We start from the raw sequence: 16,317 nt of genomic DNA on the forward strand, positions 1-16,317 counted from the left end.
GCCACCGGCCGTGGTTCAATTAGTTAACGGTCTCGTATCGTTAACTAATTGGAGCGGTGATGGGCGTTCTCGTGGTGGGAGCCGGCCCGACCGGCTTGGCGCTGGCGTGCGGATTGCGCGCGCACGGCGTGCCGGTTCGCGTCATCGATCGGGCCGCGGGCCCGGCGACGACGTCGCGGGCGAACATCCTGCACGCGCGCGGCGTCGAGGTGCTCAACCGGCTGGGCGCGCTCGGCGACCTGCCGGATCGCGCCCAGCACGCCATCCGGATCACCCTGCACGCCGCCGACAAACCGCTGGCCACCATCAGCTTCGGCGAGATCGAGGGCGACCAGCTCTCCGCGCTGCTGGTGTCGCAGGCCGAGGTGGAGGCCGCGCTGCGCGGGCGGTTGACCGAGCTCGGCGGCGCGGTCGAGTGGGATCGCGAGCTCACCGACCTGGTGCAGGACGCCGACGGCGTGACCGCCACGATCTCCGGCCAGACATCGCGCGCGGACTACGCGGTGGGCTGCGACGGCGCGCACAGCGCGGTCCGCAGGCTCACCGGCATCGGCTTCCCCGGCGCACAGCTGGTGGACCAGTGGCTGCTCGCCGACGTCGACACCGACTGGGACCTGGACCGGCTCGGCTCCTCGGGCTGGTTCGCCCGGGACGGGCTGTTCCTCGCGATGCCGATGCGCAGCGAGACCGACGACCGGTGGCGGGTGATGGCCGACGTCGAGCACGCGGAGGACGACGTCCTGGCGCAGCTGCGGCGCCTGCTCCCCGAGCGCACCGGCCGCACCGACGCACGACTGCGCGAGGCCACCTGGACCTCGGCGTTCCGCATCCACCGCAGGCTCGCCGACAGCTACCGCGCCGGGCGGGTCCTGCTGGCCGGGGACGCCGCGCACATCCACAGCCCGTTCGGCGGTCAGGGCATGAACACCGGCATCGGCGACGCCGAGAACCTGGCGTGGAAGCTGGCGCTGGTGGTGCGGGGTCGAGCCGGGAGCGCGCTGCTGGACACCTACCAGGCCGAACGGCGACCGCTGGCCGAGGACGTCCTGCGCGGCACCACGGCGAACACCAAGATCATGCTGGCCAACGGGATCGCCGGCCGGGCGGTGCGCAACCTGTTCACCCGGGTGGCCAACCTCGGCGCCGTCCAGCGGCGCGGCACCTGGCTGGCATCGCAGCTGTGGGTGAACTACCGCAACGGCCCGCTCGGCTCCCGCCGCGGCCCGCGGCCCCGGCCCGGCGACCGGGTGCCGGACCTGGTGTGCCAGGACGCCGACGGCCGCCCGACGCGGTTGCACACCGAGCTCCGCGGCCGCTGGGCGGTGCTTTCCGGCCGGCGGCCCGAAACCCCGCTCGGAGATGCCGCCGTGCACCTCGTGCCGGAAGATCACCGGGACGAGATCTGGCTGATACGCCCGGACGCCCATCTGGCCTGGCGCGGAACCAGCGCGGCCGACCTCACCCACTGGCTCCGAACAACCCTGCTGCTGACCGGGAGGACCTCATGAGCAGCCCGCGTCAGCCCGAGCCCCGGGGCCGAACCGGATCGACCACGAATCGCGCGGAGGCAGGACCGGCCCGCGGGCGGCCGCGCAATCCGGAAGCGGACCGGGCGATCCTCCGGGCCGCGCTGGAGGTGTTCATCGAGGGCGGCGTCGAGGGCGCCAGCATCGAGCAGATCGCCAAGCGCGCCGGCGTCGGCAAGCTGACCGTGTACCGGCGGTGGGACTCCAAGGAAGCGGTGCTGGCCGCCGCGATCGAGGCCGCCCGGGACGGAATCCCCGAAGCACCGGCGGATTTCGCCGATCTGCCGGTGACGACGCTGGTCCGGAAGCTGCTGCCGGGCCTCGCCGAGGCGATCGCCGAACCGCGGCTGCGCGCGATGATCGCCCGCATCTTCGGGGCGAGCGTCAGCCACCCGGAGCTGATGGCGACCTACTGGGAGAACTACGTCGTGCCCCGGCGGCGGAACACCCGGGCGCTGCTGGAGCGCGCGCAGGCCGAGGGAACGATCGCGGTCGATGCCGACCTGGACGTGCTGATCGACATGATGGTCGGTGCCGTGCTCTTCCGGATGGTGCAGCCCGAACCGCTCGACGTCGCCGGGGCCACCGCCTACCTGGAGTCGGTGTACCGGCAGGCCGGGCTGCTCGAACTGCCGTGAGCGTTTTGGGGCGCTATGGCACCCCGAAACGCTCACGGTCCTCGAACCGTCAGCGGCGTCGGCGCAGCGACCAGCCGGCGACCGCTCCCAGGCTGACCAGGCTCGCCGTGGCCCGTGCGCCGACGCCTCGGCGGACCTGGACCACCGGGCGGATGATCGCCGGGCCCGGCGGGGGCGTCGGCACGGTCTCCATGTTCTCCGGGGCCGACGCCGTCCAGGCCGTGACGAACAGGATGAACCGCGAGGTCAGGTTCGCGAAGACCAGCAGACCGAGGATCGGGCCGAACGCCGCTCCGGCCGGCGAGCTGGTCACGCTGTTCAGGTAGATCACCGCGACCTGCTTGAGGATCTCGAAACCGATCGCGGCGAACAGCGCGCCCCACACCGCCGTGCGCAGCGTGACCGGCTTGCGCGGCAGCCTCGCCAGCACCCACAGGAACACCAGCCAGCTCGCCGTCAGCGACAGCACGGTGGTCAGCGCCCGGAGCGAGTACACCGCCGCCGTGGTGTGCTGGATCCCGACCAGCTCGAACAGCCGCAGCCCGACGCCGCCGAGCGCGCTGATCCCGAACGAGAGCGCCATCGCCGCGCCGAGGCCGATCAGGGACAGCAGGTCGGAGACCATCCGGCGCAGCATCGGCTGCTGGTCCGGGACCTGGGTCCACTGCGCGGTCAGCGCCTCGCGCAGGTTCGTCATCCAGCCCAGGCCGGAGTACAGCGCGGTGAGCAGACCGATCACCCCGACCGCGCCCGCCTGCCGGATCGCCTGGTCGACGACGCCGGTCAGCATCTGGCTCATCGCCGGGCTGGGCACCGCCGAGGTGATCGAGTCCTGCAGCCGCCCGAGCAGCTCGGGGTTGCCGGCCAGCACGAAACCGGCGACCGCGAAGGCGATCATCAGCAGCGGGACCAGCGCGAGCACGCTGAAGTAGGTGATCGCCGCGGCGTAGTAGTCGCCGTACTGCTTCTGGTACCGCTCGAACGCGCGGATCAGCCGGTCCAGCCACGGGTGCTTGCGACGCAGCACCGCCATCCGTCCCGGCTTCTCGTCCTGCTGCCCGGCCACGGTGCACCTCCAGCCGCAACGGCTTCCCCCGAACGGCTGCAGGCTACCCGCGGATGATCAGCTCAGCCCATCGGCGGCAGGAAGCCGACCCGATCGAACACGGTGCGCAGCGTCTCGCTCGCCACCTGGCGGGCCCGCTCGGCGCCGCGGTGCAGCACCTTGTCCAGCTCCGCCGGGTCGTCGAGGTAGCCGTGGACCTTCTCCTGGAACGGCGTCGCGAACTCGACCACGACCTCGCCGAGGTCCTTCTTCAGGTCGCCGTAGCCCTTGCCCTCGTAAGCCGCTTCCAGCTCCGGGATGCTGCGGTCGGTCAGCGCCGAGTAGATCACCAGCAGGTTGCTGATGCCGGGCTTGTTGTCCACGTCGTAGCGGATCTCGCGCTCCAGGTCGGTGACCGCGGAGCGGATCTTCTTCGCCGAGCGCTTCGGCGTCTCCATCAGCTCGACCACGCCCGCCGGGACCGACTTGCTCATCTTGGCGGTCGGGTCCTGCAGGTCGTAGATCTTCGCGGTGCCCTTGGGGATGTGCGCGGCCGGGACGGTGAAGGTGGCGCCGTAGCGGGAGTTGAACCGCTGCGCCAGGTTGCGGGTCAGCTCCAGGTGCTGCCGCTGGTCCTCGCCGACCGGGACCGCGTCGGCCTGGTAGAGCAGGATGTCCGCGGCCTGCAGGACCGGGTAGGTGAACAGCCCGACGCTGACGTGCTCGGCCTCCTGCCGCGCGGACTTGTCCTTGAACTGGGTCATCCGGCCGGCCTCGCCGAAGCCGGTCTGGCACTCCAGCACCCAGCTGAGCTGGGCGTGCTCCGGGACGTGGCTCTGCACGAACAGCGTGGAGCGGTCCGGGTCGATGCCGAGGGCGAGCAGCTGGGCGGCGGACAGCCGGGTGCGCTGGCGCAGCTGCGCCGGATCCTGCTCGACGGTGATGGCGTGCAGGTCGACGACGCAGTAGAAGGCGTCGTGCTCGTCCTGCATGGCGACCCACTCCCGCAGGGCGCCCAGGTAGTTGCCGAGGTGGAACGAGTCGGCGGTCGGCTGGATGCCGGACAACACGCGCGGCCGAGCCGCGGACTGGCTGTTCTGAGGTGCGGTGTCGCTGCTCACGCAGCTGATTCTCGCAAGTGCCGCCGCACCCGTCGGAGCGACCTCCGGGTCAGGAGGTCTTGCGCTGGTTCTCGGGCTGGACCTTCTTCTTCCGGAAGGCCCCCGCGACCATGCCGACCACGCCGAGCCCGACCGCGGTGAGGCCGACCGGAGTGGCCAGCGAGTCCAGCGGTCCGCGCACGGTCAGCGCCAGCGGTTCGGCGGTGGCCGCCGTCGCGGTCGTCAGCGACGCCGCTGCGACAGCGGCTCCGAGCGCGGAGACTCGCGTGACCACGCGAGATATTCGGCTACGCACGAGCGCGTCTCCCTAACGACAGTTGACCCGTTCGGGTCAGCATTCGTCCGAGTCTGGTGGCGGACCGTACCGGTCGACCGTTACGCGCGTGGTCGCTTTGCGTGTCCCGACCACGACGGAATGATCATATTTTCCGCCTGGACGCACGCGAATTCGGGTCTGCCCTAGGTAGAACTACGCAGGCCAGCGGCCGGATCAGCCGCTCGACCGGCAACCCGATCCAGTGACGAGTGTGACTTAAGACACACACTTTCGGGTCCGGTGCCGAGTACACGCAACTTCCATTGAAATCTCACGTGAGATTTCAATGGAAGTTGCGTGGTGTTCATGCCGGGCTGACGCCCAGCTGCACCCGGCCCGGACGGCCGTAGGTGGTGGTCCGCTGGCGCGCCGGGCGGCCCGCCCTCGCGGCCAGCTCGTGCAGCTCCTCGACGCTGCGCTCCGAACCGTGCTCGGAGCCCGCCATCCGGCTGATGGTCTCCTCCATCAGGGTGCCGCCGACGTCGTTGGCGCCGCCGTGCAGCACCTCGGTCGTCCCGGTGTCGCCGAGCTTGACCCAGGAGCACTGGACGTTGTCGATGCGGCCGTGCAGCAGCACGCGCGCCATCGCGTGCACCGCGCGGTTGTCCCTGTTCGTGGGACCCGGCCGGGCGAGCCCGGCGAGGTAGATCGGCGCGTTGCGGTGCACGAACGGCAGCGGCACGAACTCGGTGAGCCCCGCGTTGCCGTGCTCGGCGGCGGTGTCCTGCACCCCGGCGAGCGTCCGGAAGTGGCCCAGCCAGTGCTCGGGCGTGTCGACGTGGCCGTACATCATCGTCGACGAGGACGGGATGCCCAGCCGGTGCGCGGTGCTGATGACCTCGACCCACTCGGCGGCGGGCAGCTTGCCCTTGGTCAGCACCCAGCGCACCTCGTCGTCGAGGATCTCCGCCGCGGTGCCCGGGATGCTGCCCAGCCCGGCCTCCTTCAGCTCGGCCAGCCAGTCCGCGATGCTCACCCCGGCCTTGGCCGCGGCGCTGACGATCTCCATCGGGCTGAAGGCGTGCACGTGCATCTCCGGCACCCGCTGCTTGATCGCGCGCACCAGGTCGGCGTAGCCGGACACCGGCAGCCGCGGGTCGATGCCGCCCTGCATGCAGATCTCGGTCGCCCCGGCCCGCCACGCCTCGTCGGCGCGGTCGGCGACCTCCTCCGGCGAGAGCCGGTAGGCGTCCGCGTCGCGCTCGCGCTGCGCGAAGGCGCAGAACCGGCAGCCCACGTAGCAGATGTTGGAGAAGTTGATGTTGCGGTTGACCACGTAGGTGATGTCGTCGCCGACGACCTCCGCGCGCAGCTCGTCGGCGATCCGGGCGAGCTCGTCCAGCGCCGCTCCGTCGCAGGTCAGCAAGGCCATCGCCGCGTCGTGGTGCGCTTGGTCGAGCAGCGCGGCCGGGTCGGAGGCGGCCAGCCGGAGCCCGGCGCGCACGTCGGCGTCGAGGCGCTCCGGGGCAGCGTCTGCGGGCACTTGGGCGCGCAGCTCGTCCCAGTCGCCGTAGACGGTGTCGAAGTCGCCGCGGCGGTCCTCGGTGCGGCCCGTGGTGTCGATGCTTCGGTGCAGGTCGGTGCGGCCGATGGAGTCGAACCCGCCGTCCGGCTCCTGCCACTCGCGGCCGGCGATCTCGGCGTCCGGCCGAGCCAGGCCGTCCGCGGCGGCCAGCGCCGCGACGTGCCCGGCCACCCGCAGGTCCAGCCACTGCGTGCTGTCGCCCGCGAGCCCCGCCCGCACGTAGCGCGGGTAGGCGGTGAGGCGCTCGCGCAGCTCGAAGCCCGCCTCCGCGGTGGTCGCCGCCAGCTCGTCCAGCCGGGGCCAGGGGTGCTCGGGGCTGACGTGGTCCGGGGTCACCGGGGACACCCCGCCCCAGTCGTCGATGCCGGCCCGCAGCATCAGCAGCTGCTGGTCGCCGACCAGGTTCGGCGGCGCTTGGACGCTGACGCCGGAGGGCATCAGCAGCCGCGCGACCGCGACGGTGGCGGCCAGGTCGTGCAGGTCGGCGTCGGGCACGTCGCGCATCGCGGTGTCCGGCTTGGCCCGGAAGTTCTGCACGATGACTTCCTGCAGGTGCCCGTACTGGCGGGCGATGCCGCGCAGCGCGAGCAGCGACTCGGCGCGCTCGGTGCGGTTCTCCCCGATGCCGATGAGGATGCCGCTGGTGAACGGCACCGCGACGCGCCCGGCGTCCTCCAGCGCGCGCAACCGGACCGCGGGTTCCTTGTCCGGGCTGCCGAAGTGCGGTCCGCCCCTGTCCCGCCACAACCGCTCGGCGGTGGTCTCGAGCATCATGCCCATGCTCGCCGCGACCGGCTTCAGCCTGGTCAGCTCCGACCAGGAGAGCACGCCGGGGTTCAGGTGCGGCAGCAGCCCGGTCTCCTCCAGCACCGCGATCGCGCAGGACCGCACGTAGTCCACAGTGGAGGAGTAGCCGCGCGCCTCCAGCCACTCCGCGGCCGCCGACCAGCGCTCCTCCGGCCGGTCGCCCAATGTGAACAGCGCTTCGGTGCAGCCGGCGGCGGCGCCCTGCCGGGCGATCTCCACGACCTCCTCGCGCTCCAGGAACGCCGATTCGACGCGGTGCGGGACGGTGGCGAACGTGCAGTAATGACAGCGGTCGCGGCACAACCGGGTCAGCGGGATGAACACGTTGCGGGCGTGGGTGACGATGCCCGGCCGCCCCTCGGCGACCAGGTGCGCATCCCGCGCGCGGCCCGCGGCGGCCAGCAGTTTCTCCAGGTCATCGCCGCGAGCGTGCAGCAGCACGGCGGCTTCGGCGGCGTCCAGCGAAACACCGTCGGTGGCCCGGCGGAGCGCTCGGCGCATGGCCGATGCGCTCGGGGTTGGTTCCGGCTGGGCGAGTTGCAGATCTACTACCGACACCTGCCGACTCTAAGTCCGATGCACCGGGGAACGCAGCCACCAACGACGTGGCGCACGGCTCACTCTCGGCTAGTGAATTACTCCGTTTCGCCCTACCGGCCATCCCCAAATCAGGCGCAGAATCCGACGAATACCACTGGGTGGATCACACTCTGTCTCCATAGGAGGGACGCGTGTCACGCAAAGGAATGAGGGGGAGAACCGCGCGCATCGCCGGATCGGCCCTCGCACTGGCTCTGCTGGTGCCGGCCGGTGTCATCGGCACCGCCGAACCGGCGCCGGCGAGCACCGCGGCGCCCGCGCACTTCGTCGTGCTCGGACCGACCGGGGACGGCCTGAAGCTGACCGAGGACTCGGTCCGCGCCGTCGGCGGCACCGTGGTGCAGAGCTGGCCGCAGATCGGCGTCGTCGTGGCGACCTCCACCGATCCCGGCTTCGCCGACCAGGTGCGCAGCCAGCCCGCGGTCGAGCAGGCGGGCAACACCCGCAACCTCGCCGAGCAGCTCCCGCCCGCGCAGTCGACGCGGCTGGAGACGCTGGAGGGCACCGTCAACGCCGCCGCGTTCGCCGCGCAGGCCGCCGGGCAGGAGCCGCTGGAGCCCGAGCAGTGGGACATGCGGCAGATCAAGGCCGACCAGGCCCACCAGATCTCCCAGGGCAGCAAGGACATCACCGTCGGCGTGCTGGACTTCGGCATCGACCCGACGCACCCGGACCTCGCCCCGAACCTGGACGTCTCCAAGTCGGTGAGCTGCGTCAACCAGGGCGTCCCGGACACCCGGCAGGAGTCCTGGCAGCCGCAGGACCCGACGCAGGACCACGGCACGCACGTGGCGGGCACCATCGCCGCGGCGCGCAACGGCGTCGGCATCACCGGTGTCGCCCCGGAGGTCAACCTGGCCTCGGTGCGGCTCATCGACGACGACGGGTTCATCTACCCCGAGTACGCGATCTGCGGTTTCATCTGGGCCGCTGAGCAGGGCATCGACGTCACCAACAACTCCTACTTCGTCGACCCGTGGTACCTGTGGTGCGACAGCGACCCGGACCAGCGGGCCGCGGCGGAGGCGGTGCGCCGCGCCGTCGACTACGCCAACAGCAAGGACGTCCTGACCGTGACGTCGGCGGGCAACAGCAACTGGGACCTGTCCAAGCCGATCCGCGACACCAACAGCCCGAACAACGGCGGCCCGACGCAGGACCGCCAGACCGGGCACGACTGCCGCATCCTGCCGGGCGAGCTGCCGGGCGTGGTCTCGGTGTCCGCGGTGGGCGTCGACGCGGTGAAGTCGTACTACTCCAACTACGGCATGGGTTCCATCACGGTGACCGCCCCGGGCGGTGACAAGAACCAGATCCCGGACACCCCGTCGAAGAACGGCCGGGTGCTGTCCTCGGTGCCCGGCGGTGGCTGGGGCTGGATGCAGGGCACCTCGATGGCGGGCCCGCACGCGGCCGGTGTGGCCGCGCTGCTGCGCAGCGCCCACCCGGAGTGGAGCAGCCAGCAGGTGATCGGCGCGCTGGCCAACCAGGCGGACGCGCTGGAGTGCCCGCAGAACTACGACCCGGACGGCGACGGCAAGCCGGACGCGGTCTGCACCGGTGGCAAGAGCGGAGCGGGCTTCTACGGCGCCGGGCTGATCGACGCCCTGGACGCCGTCCGCTGATCCGAGTCCCCTCGAACAGGTGATGCCGGAGGGCATCTCCGACCGGTTCCGGCCGGGCGGAGGTGCCCTCCGCGCTTTTCGCCAGGTTGCCCGGGAGAAGCCGGGGACGGACGCTCGACCGGAGCGCGGAACCGGTGGGAGCGAGGTCGTCGTGGGGGATTCGGAGCGGTTCGTGATCGTGGGCGCCGGGATGGCCGGTGCCAAGGGTGCCGAGGCGTTGCGGGCGCTGGGGTTCGACGGGCGGATCGCGCTGCTCGGCGACGAACCGCACCGGCCCTACGAACGGCCGCCGCTGTCCAAGGACTACCTGCTGGGCAACACCGGATTCGACGCGGCCTACGTGCACGACGAGGGCTGGTACGCCGACAACCGGGTGGACCTCCAGCTCCAGGTGTCGGTGCGGCGGATCGACCGGTCGCTGCGGCAGGTCGAGCTCGCCGACGGCGCCCGGATCGACTTCGACAAGCTGATGATCACCACCGGAGCGCACCCGCGGTCGCTGCCGGTGCCCGGCATCGAAGCCGAGGGCGTGCTGCACCTGCGGCGCGTCGAGGACTCCGACCGGATCAAGCAGGCCCTCGCCGAGGTCGACCGGCTCGTCGTGGTCGGCGCGGGCTGGATCGGCCTGGAGGTCGCGGCCGCGGCCCGCACCGCCGGGGTGGCCGTCACGGTCGTCGAGACGGCCGAACTGCCGCTGCTGCGCGTGCTCGGCCCCGAGGTCGCGCAGGTGTTCGCCGACCTGCACCGGGCGCACGGCGTGGAGTTCCGGTTCGGCACCGCGGTCGACGAGATCCGCACCAGCGGCGGCCGCACGACCGGCGTCCGGCTGACCGACGGCGCCGAGGTCCCGGCAGCGGCGGTGCTGGTCGCGGTGGGCGTGGAGCCGGACGTCGAGCTCGCCCAGCAGGCCGGTCTCCGGGTACAGAACGGAATCCTGGTGGACGCCTCGCTGCGCACCCCGGACCCGAACATCGTGGCGGCGGGTGACGTGGCCAACGCCTTCAACCCGCTGCTGGGCAAGCAGATCCGCGTCGAGCACTGGGCGAACGCGCTGAACCAGCCGGCGACCGCGGCGGCCGCGATGCTGGGCCGCGACGCGGAGTACTCGGAGCTCCCCTACTTCTTCACCGACCAGTACGCCCCCGATGCGGGTGGGATCGGCATGGAGTTCCTCGGCCACGTCGAGCCGGGCGGCTACGAGCAGGTGGTCTTCCGCGGCGACGTGGCGGCACGCGAGTTCATCGCCTTCTGGCTGAACGGCGGCCGGGTCGTGGCCGGGATGAACGTGAACGTCTGGGACGTCCAGGACCAGCTGAGAACCCTGATCACCTCGGGCACCACGGTCGACACGGCAGCCCTCGCCGACCCGGGCACCCCGCTCAACGACCTCATCGCCCGCTGACCCTGGAACCGCCCGAGCAACTGCCCGTCGCCGGCCGGGAGGATTCCCGTCAGCCGTGTCCGGCGATGGCTGGGCGCTGCACTCCTGGGCCCAGGTGTGCCGACTGGTCGCCCCGACACCTCGACGCGCAGCCGTCGGTGGACGCGTTCGAGGTGGGGATCGCCGCGACGAACCACCTGCTTCGAGCGCGAAACCTGTTGCAGGCAGGCGAGACCGCACCGAATGCCCGAAGGTGCCGAACCTTTGAATCAGGTTCCGAGCGAGCGGGTCACGAAGGTTTCGATCAGGGCGTCCTCGTCGTAGCCGGAGAGGACTTCGGGGACCGTCAGGTGCTCCAGGATCAGGCCGGACATCGCGTAGTAGAGCAGCACCGTGGTCATCTCGTCGCCGGGCATGCCGGACTCGCGGTGGCCCTCGACGTTGAGGCTCAGGTTCTCGCGCAGGGTTTTCGTCAGCGCCGCTTGGAGTTCCGGTCGGCGGGTGGCCTCCAGGCGGAGCTCCAGCAGTGCCAGCCAGCCGGTGCGGTCCTCGGAGATGAGGCGGTAGAGCGCGCGCATCAGCTCGGTGAGGAGTTCGCGCGACGGCGGCAGCTGCGCCGCCGCCGGCTCCGCCGGGTCGAGCGCCAGCTTCCGGTGGATGTGCGCGCCGACCTGGTTGAGCAGGTCGTCCCGGTTGGCGAAGTAGTTCGACGCGGTGCCCTTCGGCACGCCCGCTTCGGCATCCACCGCGCGGAAGGTCAGACCGCGCGCGCCGTCCCGCGCCAGCACCTCGATCGCCGCGTCGACCAGCGCGATCCGCCGTTCGGTGTTCTGGACCATGACTCCTCCGAAAATGCCGCTTGACAACCACTACATCCAGAGTACTACATTTGAAGCACTACAGCCACAGTGGTTCGCCGGAGGAATCCATGCGGAAGCTCACCTACCTGATCGCCTCGACCATCGACGGCTTCATCACCGGACCGGCCGGGGACAACCCGGACTTCTTCCTGATCGAGGGCGACCACGCCCGACCGACCCGCGAGGAGTACCCGGAGATCATGCCGACGCACTTCCGCCCGCTGCTCGGTCTCGAAGGCGTGCCGAACAAGCACTTCGACACCGTCCTGCAGGGACGCGGCACCTGGGAGATGGGCGTGGGCGACGGCATGACGAACGCCTACCAGCACCTGCGCAACATCGTGTTCACCCGCACCGTCGACGAAAGCACCGATCCCACGGTGGAATTCGTCGCCACCGACCCGCTGGAGAAGGTGCGCGAGCTCAAGCGGGAAGCCGGCATGGGCATCTGGCTCTGCGGCGGCGGGAAGCTCGCGGCAGCCCTGCGCCCGGAGATCGACGAGCTGGTCATCAAGCTCCACCCGATCGTCGCCGGTGCCGGAATCCCGTTGTTCGACGGCGAATTCAGCCCCGAGCAGTTCGACCTGGCCGACACCCGGGTCTTCGGCAACGGCGTCATCTACCTGACCTACACCAAGCGCTGAACGGAGACGACCTTGCGAAAGCTCACCTACCTGGCCGCGGCGACCATCGACGGCTTCATCGCCTCGCCCGACCGCTCGGACCAGAGCAGCAACGGGCTCATGACGCCCACCCCGGAATACCTGCCGCACATGCTCGCCGCGTTCCCGGAGATCGTGCCGACCCACGCGCGCGAGGCCCTCGGCATCGCCGAGGCCGAGCACCGGCACTTCGACACCGTCGTCGAAGGGCGGAGGTCCTACGAGGTCGGGTTGCGGGCGGGCATCACCAACGCCTACGCGCACCTGGAGCACTACGTGTTCTCGCGAACGCTGACGGAGAGCCCGGATCCTGGAGTCCAACTGGTCGCGACGGACCCGGTCGAGAAGATCCGCGAGCTCAAGGCCCGGCCGGGCAAGAAGATCTGGCTGGTCGGCGGCGCGAAGCTGGCGGCAGCCCTGCGCCCGGAGATCGACGAGCTGATCATCAAGCTCAACCCGGTCGTCGCCGGCGCCGGCATTGCCCTGTTCGACGGAGAATTCAGCCCCGAGCAGTTCGACCTGACCAGCGCCGAACGCATCCCCGGCGGAGTCGTCCACCTGACCTACGCCAAGCGCTGACAGCTCCGCCTACGCTGACAGCAACCGCCGCAGAGCCGCGGTCAGTCCTGGCAACCTCTCGGTGATCCAAGTCGAATACTTGCCGCACATGCTCGCCGCGTTCCCGGAGACCGTGCCGACCAACGCGCGCGAGACCTCGACGCCGGGGTGATCCGCCGCACATCGCAGAGACTTCGACATTGCTCGAAGTTGCACGCTCATGGCCATGAGCATTCCGAACCCCGTCGTCGAGGACACCGCCACCGATCACGAACCGGACGTGGCCGCGATCGAGCAGGTGATCGCCGATACCGAAACCGCCTTCAACACCAACGATCCCGACCTCCTGACCGCGCACTTCACGCGCAACGCCACGGTCGTCAACGCCATGGGCGTGCAGATCTCCGGCTGGGACGCGCTGCTGGAGTCCAACCGCAAGGGCCTGGCCGGGTTCCTCCGCGAGGAGTACGCGAAGTACGAGCTCAGCGACATCACGTTCCTGCGCCCGGACGTCGCCATCGCGCACAAGCACGCCCGGGCCACCACGGCCGACGGCGAGCTCATCGACGTCGATCCCGCGATGATCGCCCTCTACGTCCTGGTGAAAGAACAGGGCCGCTGGTGGGTGGCAGCCCGCCAGAACACCCTCACCCGCTCCTGAACCGGCCCAGCTCGACAGCGGATCTCAGCATCCGCCGTCGAGCGAAGGGCGCACCGCGATCAGAGCTGGTAGGTCACGGTGACCGGGGCGTGGTCGGACCAGCGCTGGTCGTAGGTCGCGGCGCGCTCCACCACCGCCTCGGTCGCGCACCGCAGCAGGCCCTCGGTGGCCACGTGGAGGTCGATGCGCCAGCCGGAGTCGTTGTCGAAGGCCTTGCCGCGGTAGGACCACCACGAGTACGGGCCGGGGCCCTCCGGGTGCAGGTGGCGGACCACGTCGGTGTAGCCGCTCTCGTACAGGTCGGTCAACCAGGCGCGCTCCTCCGGGAGGAAGCCCGCTTCCTTCCGGTTGGCCTTCCAGTTCTTCAGGTCGATCTCCTGGTGCGCGATGTTCCAGTCACCGCACACCAGCACCTCGCGACCGCCGGCGGCGGCGCGCTCGCGGAGTCCGTCCAGGTACTGGCGGAACTCCTTCATGAAGCGCTCCTTCTCGTCCTGCCGCTCGGTGCCGACCTCGCCGCTGGGCAGGTACAGGCTGCCGATCACCAGACCCGGCAGGTCGATCTCGGCGTACCGGCCGCTCTCGTCGAACTCCGCCGAGCCGAAACCGATGCGCACCGCCTCGGGCTCGGCCCGGCTGTAGATCGCCACCCCGGCACGGCCCTTCGCGGAGCTCGGCGCGAGCAGCGCGTGCCAGCCCTCGGGTTCTCGGACGGCGGAGGTGAGCTGGTCGGGCTCCGCGCGCGTCTCCTGCATGCAGATGACATCGGCGCCGGTGGCAGCCAGCCACTCCACGAAACCCTTCTTGGCGGCCGCGCGCAGGCCGTTGACGTTCACGCTCGACACAGTCAGCACGCCCGCGAGGGTAACCACCGGCCCCGACGATCCACGCACGCGGTCACCACCCGCCCGGATGATCTTTTCCGAGGTAGCGGGCGCCTCCGGTCGGGTCGCCCTCCGCCGCTCACCTGATCGGGCGGCCGCGACGGCGGTCCCGGCGGCGGTTCGGCCTCGGTGCCGCCGGGCGCTGCCAGAGCCACATGCACACCCGGGCGCCGCCGAGGCTGGAGCGGTCCACCGCGAGGCGGCCACCGGTGGACTCCGCGACCCGGCGGGCGATGTCCAGGCCCAGGCCGGTCGATCCGGCGCTGCTGCGACCGCGTTCCACGGCCTCGGAGAGCTCCGCCACTCCCGGCCCCGCGTCCTCCACGATCACGCCGACCACACCGTCGTTGCGCTGCAACGACACCACGAACTCGGTGCGCTCCGGAGTGTGCCGGAAGACGTTGCCCACCACCGCGTCCACCGACGCAGCCAGTTCCGCGGCGGGCACCGGGACGATGACCGATCCGTCCGCGCCGCGCAGGCTCCACGGCCGCTGCTGGTCCTCGGCCAGCGCCGACCAGAATTCGAGCCGCTCGCGCAGCAGCGCCGCCACGTCGCAGTCGGCGTCCTCGCGCGGACCGGCCCGGCGGGCGCTGGTGATCACCAGGTCCACCTCGCGCTCCAGGCGGTCGATGGCGATCCTGGTCTGCTCGGCGGCCTGGTCGTCGCCGAGGGCTTCGGCGTTGAGGCGCAACGCGGTCAGCGGGGTGCGCAGGCGGTGCGAGAGATCCGCCGCCATCTCCCGCTCGGCGGCCAGCAGCTGGCGCACCCGGTCGGCCATGGTGTTGAACGCCCGACCCGCGGCCACCAGTTCCGGCGGGCCGCTGGGATCCACCCGGACGGCGAGGTCTCCCGCGCCCAGCGCCGACGATGCCTCGGCCAGCCGGATCGTCGCGCGCACCGTCTGCGCCGCCAACCGGTCGGCGACCAGGAGAGAGCCGATGACCAGCAGCAACCCGACCGCGCCCAGCACCATCCAGGACCGCCACACGCCGCGGACCTGGTCGGCCTCCGCGACGAAGACCTCGACCACCGCCGTGCGCCCGCCGTCCAGCGCGATCGGCTGCACGAAAGCCGCGCCGCCCGGCACCTCGACGGTCACGGCCCGCGCGTGGGCCCGCGCCAGCTCGGCCGCGCTCACCCTGGTCGTGCCGACGACCTCGCCGCCGGGCAGGTGCACCGCGAGCCGGTTCAGCTGACCGGCCCGGGTGCTGGCCACCGCCTTGCCGACCAGTCCGCGGTCGTCCGTGGTGGCCAGCACCGGCGCGAGCGCGACGGCCTGCCGCTCGGCGTCGGACATCGCCTGGTCCCGGGCCATCTCGCGGATCATCAGGCCGAGCGGGATGAGGAACGCCAGCGCGACCATCGAGGTCACCGCCAGCGCGACCAGCACGACGGTGCGCCTCATTCCGGTTCCACGAGCTTGACCCCGACGCCGCGCACGGTGTGCAGGTAGCGCGGTTCGGCGGCGCTCTCCCCCAGCTTGCGGCGCAGCCAGGACAGGTGGACGTCGATGGTCTGGTCGTCGCCGTAGGACTGCCGCCACACCTGGGACAGCAGCTCGCGGCGCGGCACCACCCGCCCCGGCCGCGAAGCCAGGTAGCTGAGCAGGTCGAACTCGCGACGGGTCAGCTCCAGCTCGTCGCCGTCGAGCACCGCCACCCGGCTCTCGACGTCGATGCGCAGCCCGCCGACGGTGATCAGCTGCGTCGGCTGCGCACCGCGAGCGCGGCGCAGGACGGCTTCGATGCGGGCGTTGAGGTGTTCGCTGGAGAACGGCTTGACGAGGTAGTCGTCCGCGCCGGCGCGCAGCAGGCGGACGATCTCGGCCTCGTCGTCGCGGGCGGTCGCGACGATGGTCGGCACGTCGGAGACGCCGCGGATCATCTTGAGGGTCTCGCCGCCGTCGAGGTCCGGGAGCCCCAGGTCGAGGATGATGACGTCGGGCGGGTGCTCGGAGACCTCCCGCAACGAGTCGAGCGCGGTTCCGACGCTGCGGACCACCCAGTCGCGCGCGGTCAGGTCGCGGATCAACGCAGCGCGCACCACCGGATCGTCCTCGACAACCAGCACCACAGCCATGGCGGGCACCATAACGGGACGGTGGT

The 16,317-nt window shown here is 71.2% G+C and carries 15 protein-coding genes; 7 read left to right on the plus strand and 8 right to left on the minus strand.

From position 1 onward, the window contains the following. Positions 1 to 59: 59 nt before the first annotated feature. Both C4T78_RS29845 and C4T78_RS29850 read left to right on the plus strand, forming a co-directional pair. A complete protein-coding gene (locus tag C4T78_RS29845) occupies positions 60 to 1,508 on the plus strand; it encodes an FAD-dependent monooxygenase (RefSeq protein ID WP_177247599.1) in 1,449 nt (482 codons plus the stop codon). After that, positions 1,505 to 2,164, plus strand: a complete 660-nt coding sequence (locus tag C4T78_RS29850) for a TetR/AcrR family transcriptional regulator (RefSeq protein WP_093352661.1) — start codon at positions 1,505 to 1,507, stop codon at positions 2,162 to 2,164. The genes C4T78_RS29845 and C4T78_RS29850 overlap by 4 nt, the downstream gene beginning before the upstream one ends. Before the next feature lie 49 nt (positions 2,165 to 2,213). On the opposite strand, the gene yhjD is transcribed toward C4T78_RS29850, so the two are convergent. From yhjD to C4T78_RS29870, 4 genes are all read right to left on the minus strand, one after another. After that, positions 2,214 to 3,230 (minus strand): inner membrane protein YhjD, encoded by a 1,017-nt coding sequence (gene yhjD, locus C4T78_RS29855; RefSeq protein ID WP_235863538.1) that lies wholly within the window; start codon positions 3,228 to 3,230, stop codon positions 2,214 to 2,216. A gap of 62 nt (positions 3,231 to 3,292) precedes the next feature. After that, positions 3,293 to 4,330 carry a tryptophan--tRNA ligase gene (gene trpS / locus C4T78_RS29860; protein WP_093352659.1) on the minus strand — a complete coding sequence of 346 codons (1,038 nt, stop codon included), beginning with the start codon at positions 4,328 to 4,330 and terminating at the stop codon, positions 3,293 to 3,295. A 49-nt stretch (positions 4,331 to 4,379) separates the two neighbouring features. After that, positions 4,380 to 4,604 carry a hypothetical protein gene (locus C4T78_RS29865; protein WP_093352657.1) on the minus strand — a complete coding sequence of 75 codons (225 nt, stop codon included), beginning with the start codon at positions 4,602 to 4,604 and terminating at the stop codon, positions 4,380 to 4,382. Between the two features lie 346 nt (positions 4,605 to 4,950). Further along, a complete protein-coding gene (locus C4T78_RS29870) occupies positions 4,951 to 7,536 on the minus strand; it encodes a bifunctional FO biosynthesis protein CofGH (RefSeq protein ID WP_093352654.1) in 2,586 nt (861 codons plus the stop codon). Between the two features lie 173 nt (positions 7,537 to 7,709). Between C4T78_RS29870 and C4T78_RS29875 the strand changes: the two genes are divergently transcribed. Together C4T78_RS29875 and C4T78_RS29880 are read left to right on the plus strand one after the other, a co-directional pair. Beyond that, the gene (locus C4T78_RS29875) at positions 7,710 to 9,203 is read left to right on the plus strand and encodes a S8 family peptidase (protein ID WP_235863537.1); all 1,494 of its coding nucleotides are present in this window, start codon (positions 7,710 to 7,712) and stop codon (positions 9,201 to 9,203) included. A gap of 151 nt (positions 9,204 to 9,354) precedes the next feature. Next, positions 9,355 to 10,605 carry an NAD(P)/FAD-dependent oxidoreductase gene (locus tag C4T78_RS29880; RefSeq protein ID WP_093352650.1) on the plus strand — a complete coding sequence of 417 codons (1,251 nt, stop codon included), beginning with the start codon at positions 9,355 to 9,357 and terminating at the stop codon, positions 10,603 to 10,605. A gap of 248 nt (positions 10,606 to 10,853) precedes the next feature. On the opposite strand, the gene C4T78_RS29885 is transcribed toward C4T78_RS29880, so the two are convergent. Then, positions 10,854 to 11,423: a TetR/AcrR family transcriptional regulator gene (locus C4T78_RS29885; protein WP_093352647.1), complete on the minus strand. Its 570-nt coding sequence runs from the start codon at positions 11,421 to 11,423 to the stop codon at positions 10,854 to 10,856. Positions 11,424 to 11,512: 89 nt separating this feature from the next. On the opposite strand from C4T78_RS29885, the gene C4T78_RS29890 reads away from it, so the two are divergent. The 3 genes from C4T78_RS29890 to C4T78_RS29900 all read left to right on the plus strand — a co-directional run bounded on the left by C4T78_RS29890 (position 11,513) and on the right by C4T78_RS29900 (position 13,325). Beyond that, a complete protein-coding gene (locus tag C4T78_RS29890; RefSeq protein ID WP_093352644.1) occupies positions 11,513 to 12,088 on the plus strand; it encodes a dihydrofolate reductase family protein in 576 nt (191 codons plus the stop codon). Between the two features lie 12 nt (positions 12,089 to 12,100). After that, the gene (locus C4T78_RS29895; RefSeq protein ID WP_093352642.1) at positions 12,101 to 12,685 is read left to right on the plus strand and encodes a dihydrofolate reductase family protein; all 585 of its coding nucleotides are present in this window, start codon (positions 12,101 to 12,103) and stop codon (positions 12,683 to 12,685) included. Between the two features lie 205 nt (positions 12,686 to 12,890). Beyond that, positions 12,891 to 13,325 carry a YybH family protein gene (locus tag C4T78_RS29900; RefSeq protein WP_235863536.1) on the plus strand — a complete coding sequence of 145 codons (435 nt, stop codon included), beginning with the start codon at positions 12,891 to 12,893 and terminating at the stop codon, positions 13,323 to 13,325. Between the two features lie 59 nt (positions 13,326 to 13,384). Here the strand turns inward: C4T78_RS29900 and C4T78_RS29905 are convergent, their stop codons facing one another. The 3 genes from C4T78_RS29905 to C4T78_RS29915 all read right to left on the minus strand — a co-directional run bounded on the left by C4T78_RS29905 (position 13,385) and on the right by C4T78_RS29915 (position 16,291). After that, positions 13,385 to 14,179: an exodeoxyribonuclease III gene (locus tag C4T78_RS29905; RefSeq protein ID WP_093352637.1), complete on the minus strand. Its 795-nt coding sequence runs from the start codon at positions 14,177 to 14,179 to the stop codon at positions 13,385 to 13,387. A gap of 109 nt (positions 14,180 to 14,288) precedes the next feature. Continuing rightward, a complete protein-coding gene (locus tag C4T78_RS29910; protein WP_093352634.1) occupies positions 14,289 to 15,617 on the minus strand; it encodes a sensor histidine kinase in 1,329 nt (442 codons plus the stop codon). Next, positions 15,614 to 16,291 carry a response regulator transcription factor gene (locus tag C4T78_RS29915; protein WP_093352926.1) on the minus strand — a complete coding sequence of 226 codons (678 nt, stop codon included), beginning with the start codon at positions 16,289 to 16,291 and terminating at the stop codon, positions 15,614 to 15,616. The genes C4T78_RS29910 and C4T78_RS29915 overlap by 4 nt, the downstream gene beginning before the upstream one ends. Positions 16,292 to 16,317 lie beyond the last annotated feature (26 nt).

Source organism: Saccharopolyspora kobensis, from assembly GCF_900108315.1.
GTDB classification, from domain to species: Bacteria; Actinomycetota; Actinomycetes; order Mycobacteriales; family Pseudonocardiaceae; genus Saccharopolyspora; species Saccharopolyspora kobensis.

Coding starts and splice junctions, on each gene's coding strand:
- C4T78_RS29845 (WP_177247599.1), top strand. CDS start 60: ATGGGCGTTCTCGTGGTGGGAGCCGGCCCGACCGGCTTGGCGCTGGCG.
- C4T78_RS29850 (WP_093352661.1), top strand. CDS start 1,505: ATGAGCAGCCCGCGTCAGCCCGAGCCCCGGGGCCGAACCGGATCGACC.
- C4T78_RS29885 (WP_093352647.1), bottom strand. CDS start 11,423: ATGGTCCAGAACACCGAACGGCGGATCGCGCTGGTCGACGCGGCGATC.
- C4T78_RS29890 (WP_093352644.1), top strand. CDS start 11,513: ATGCGGAAGCTCACCTACCTGATCGCCTCGACCATCGACGGCTTCATC.
- C4T78_RS29900 (WP_235863536.1), top strand. CDS start 12,891: ATGAGCATTCCGAACCCCGTCGTCGAGGACACCGCCACCGATCACGAA.
- C4T78_RS29910 (WP_093352634.1), bottom strand. CDS start 15,617: ATGAGGCGCACCGTCGTGCTGGTCGCGCTGGCGGTGACCTCGATGGTC.
- C4T78_RS29915 (WP_093352926.1), bottom strand. CDS start 16,291: ATGGCTGTGGTGCTGGTTGTCGAGGACGATCCGGTGGTGCGCGCTGCG.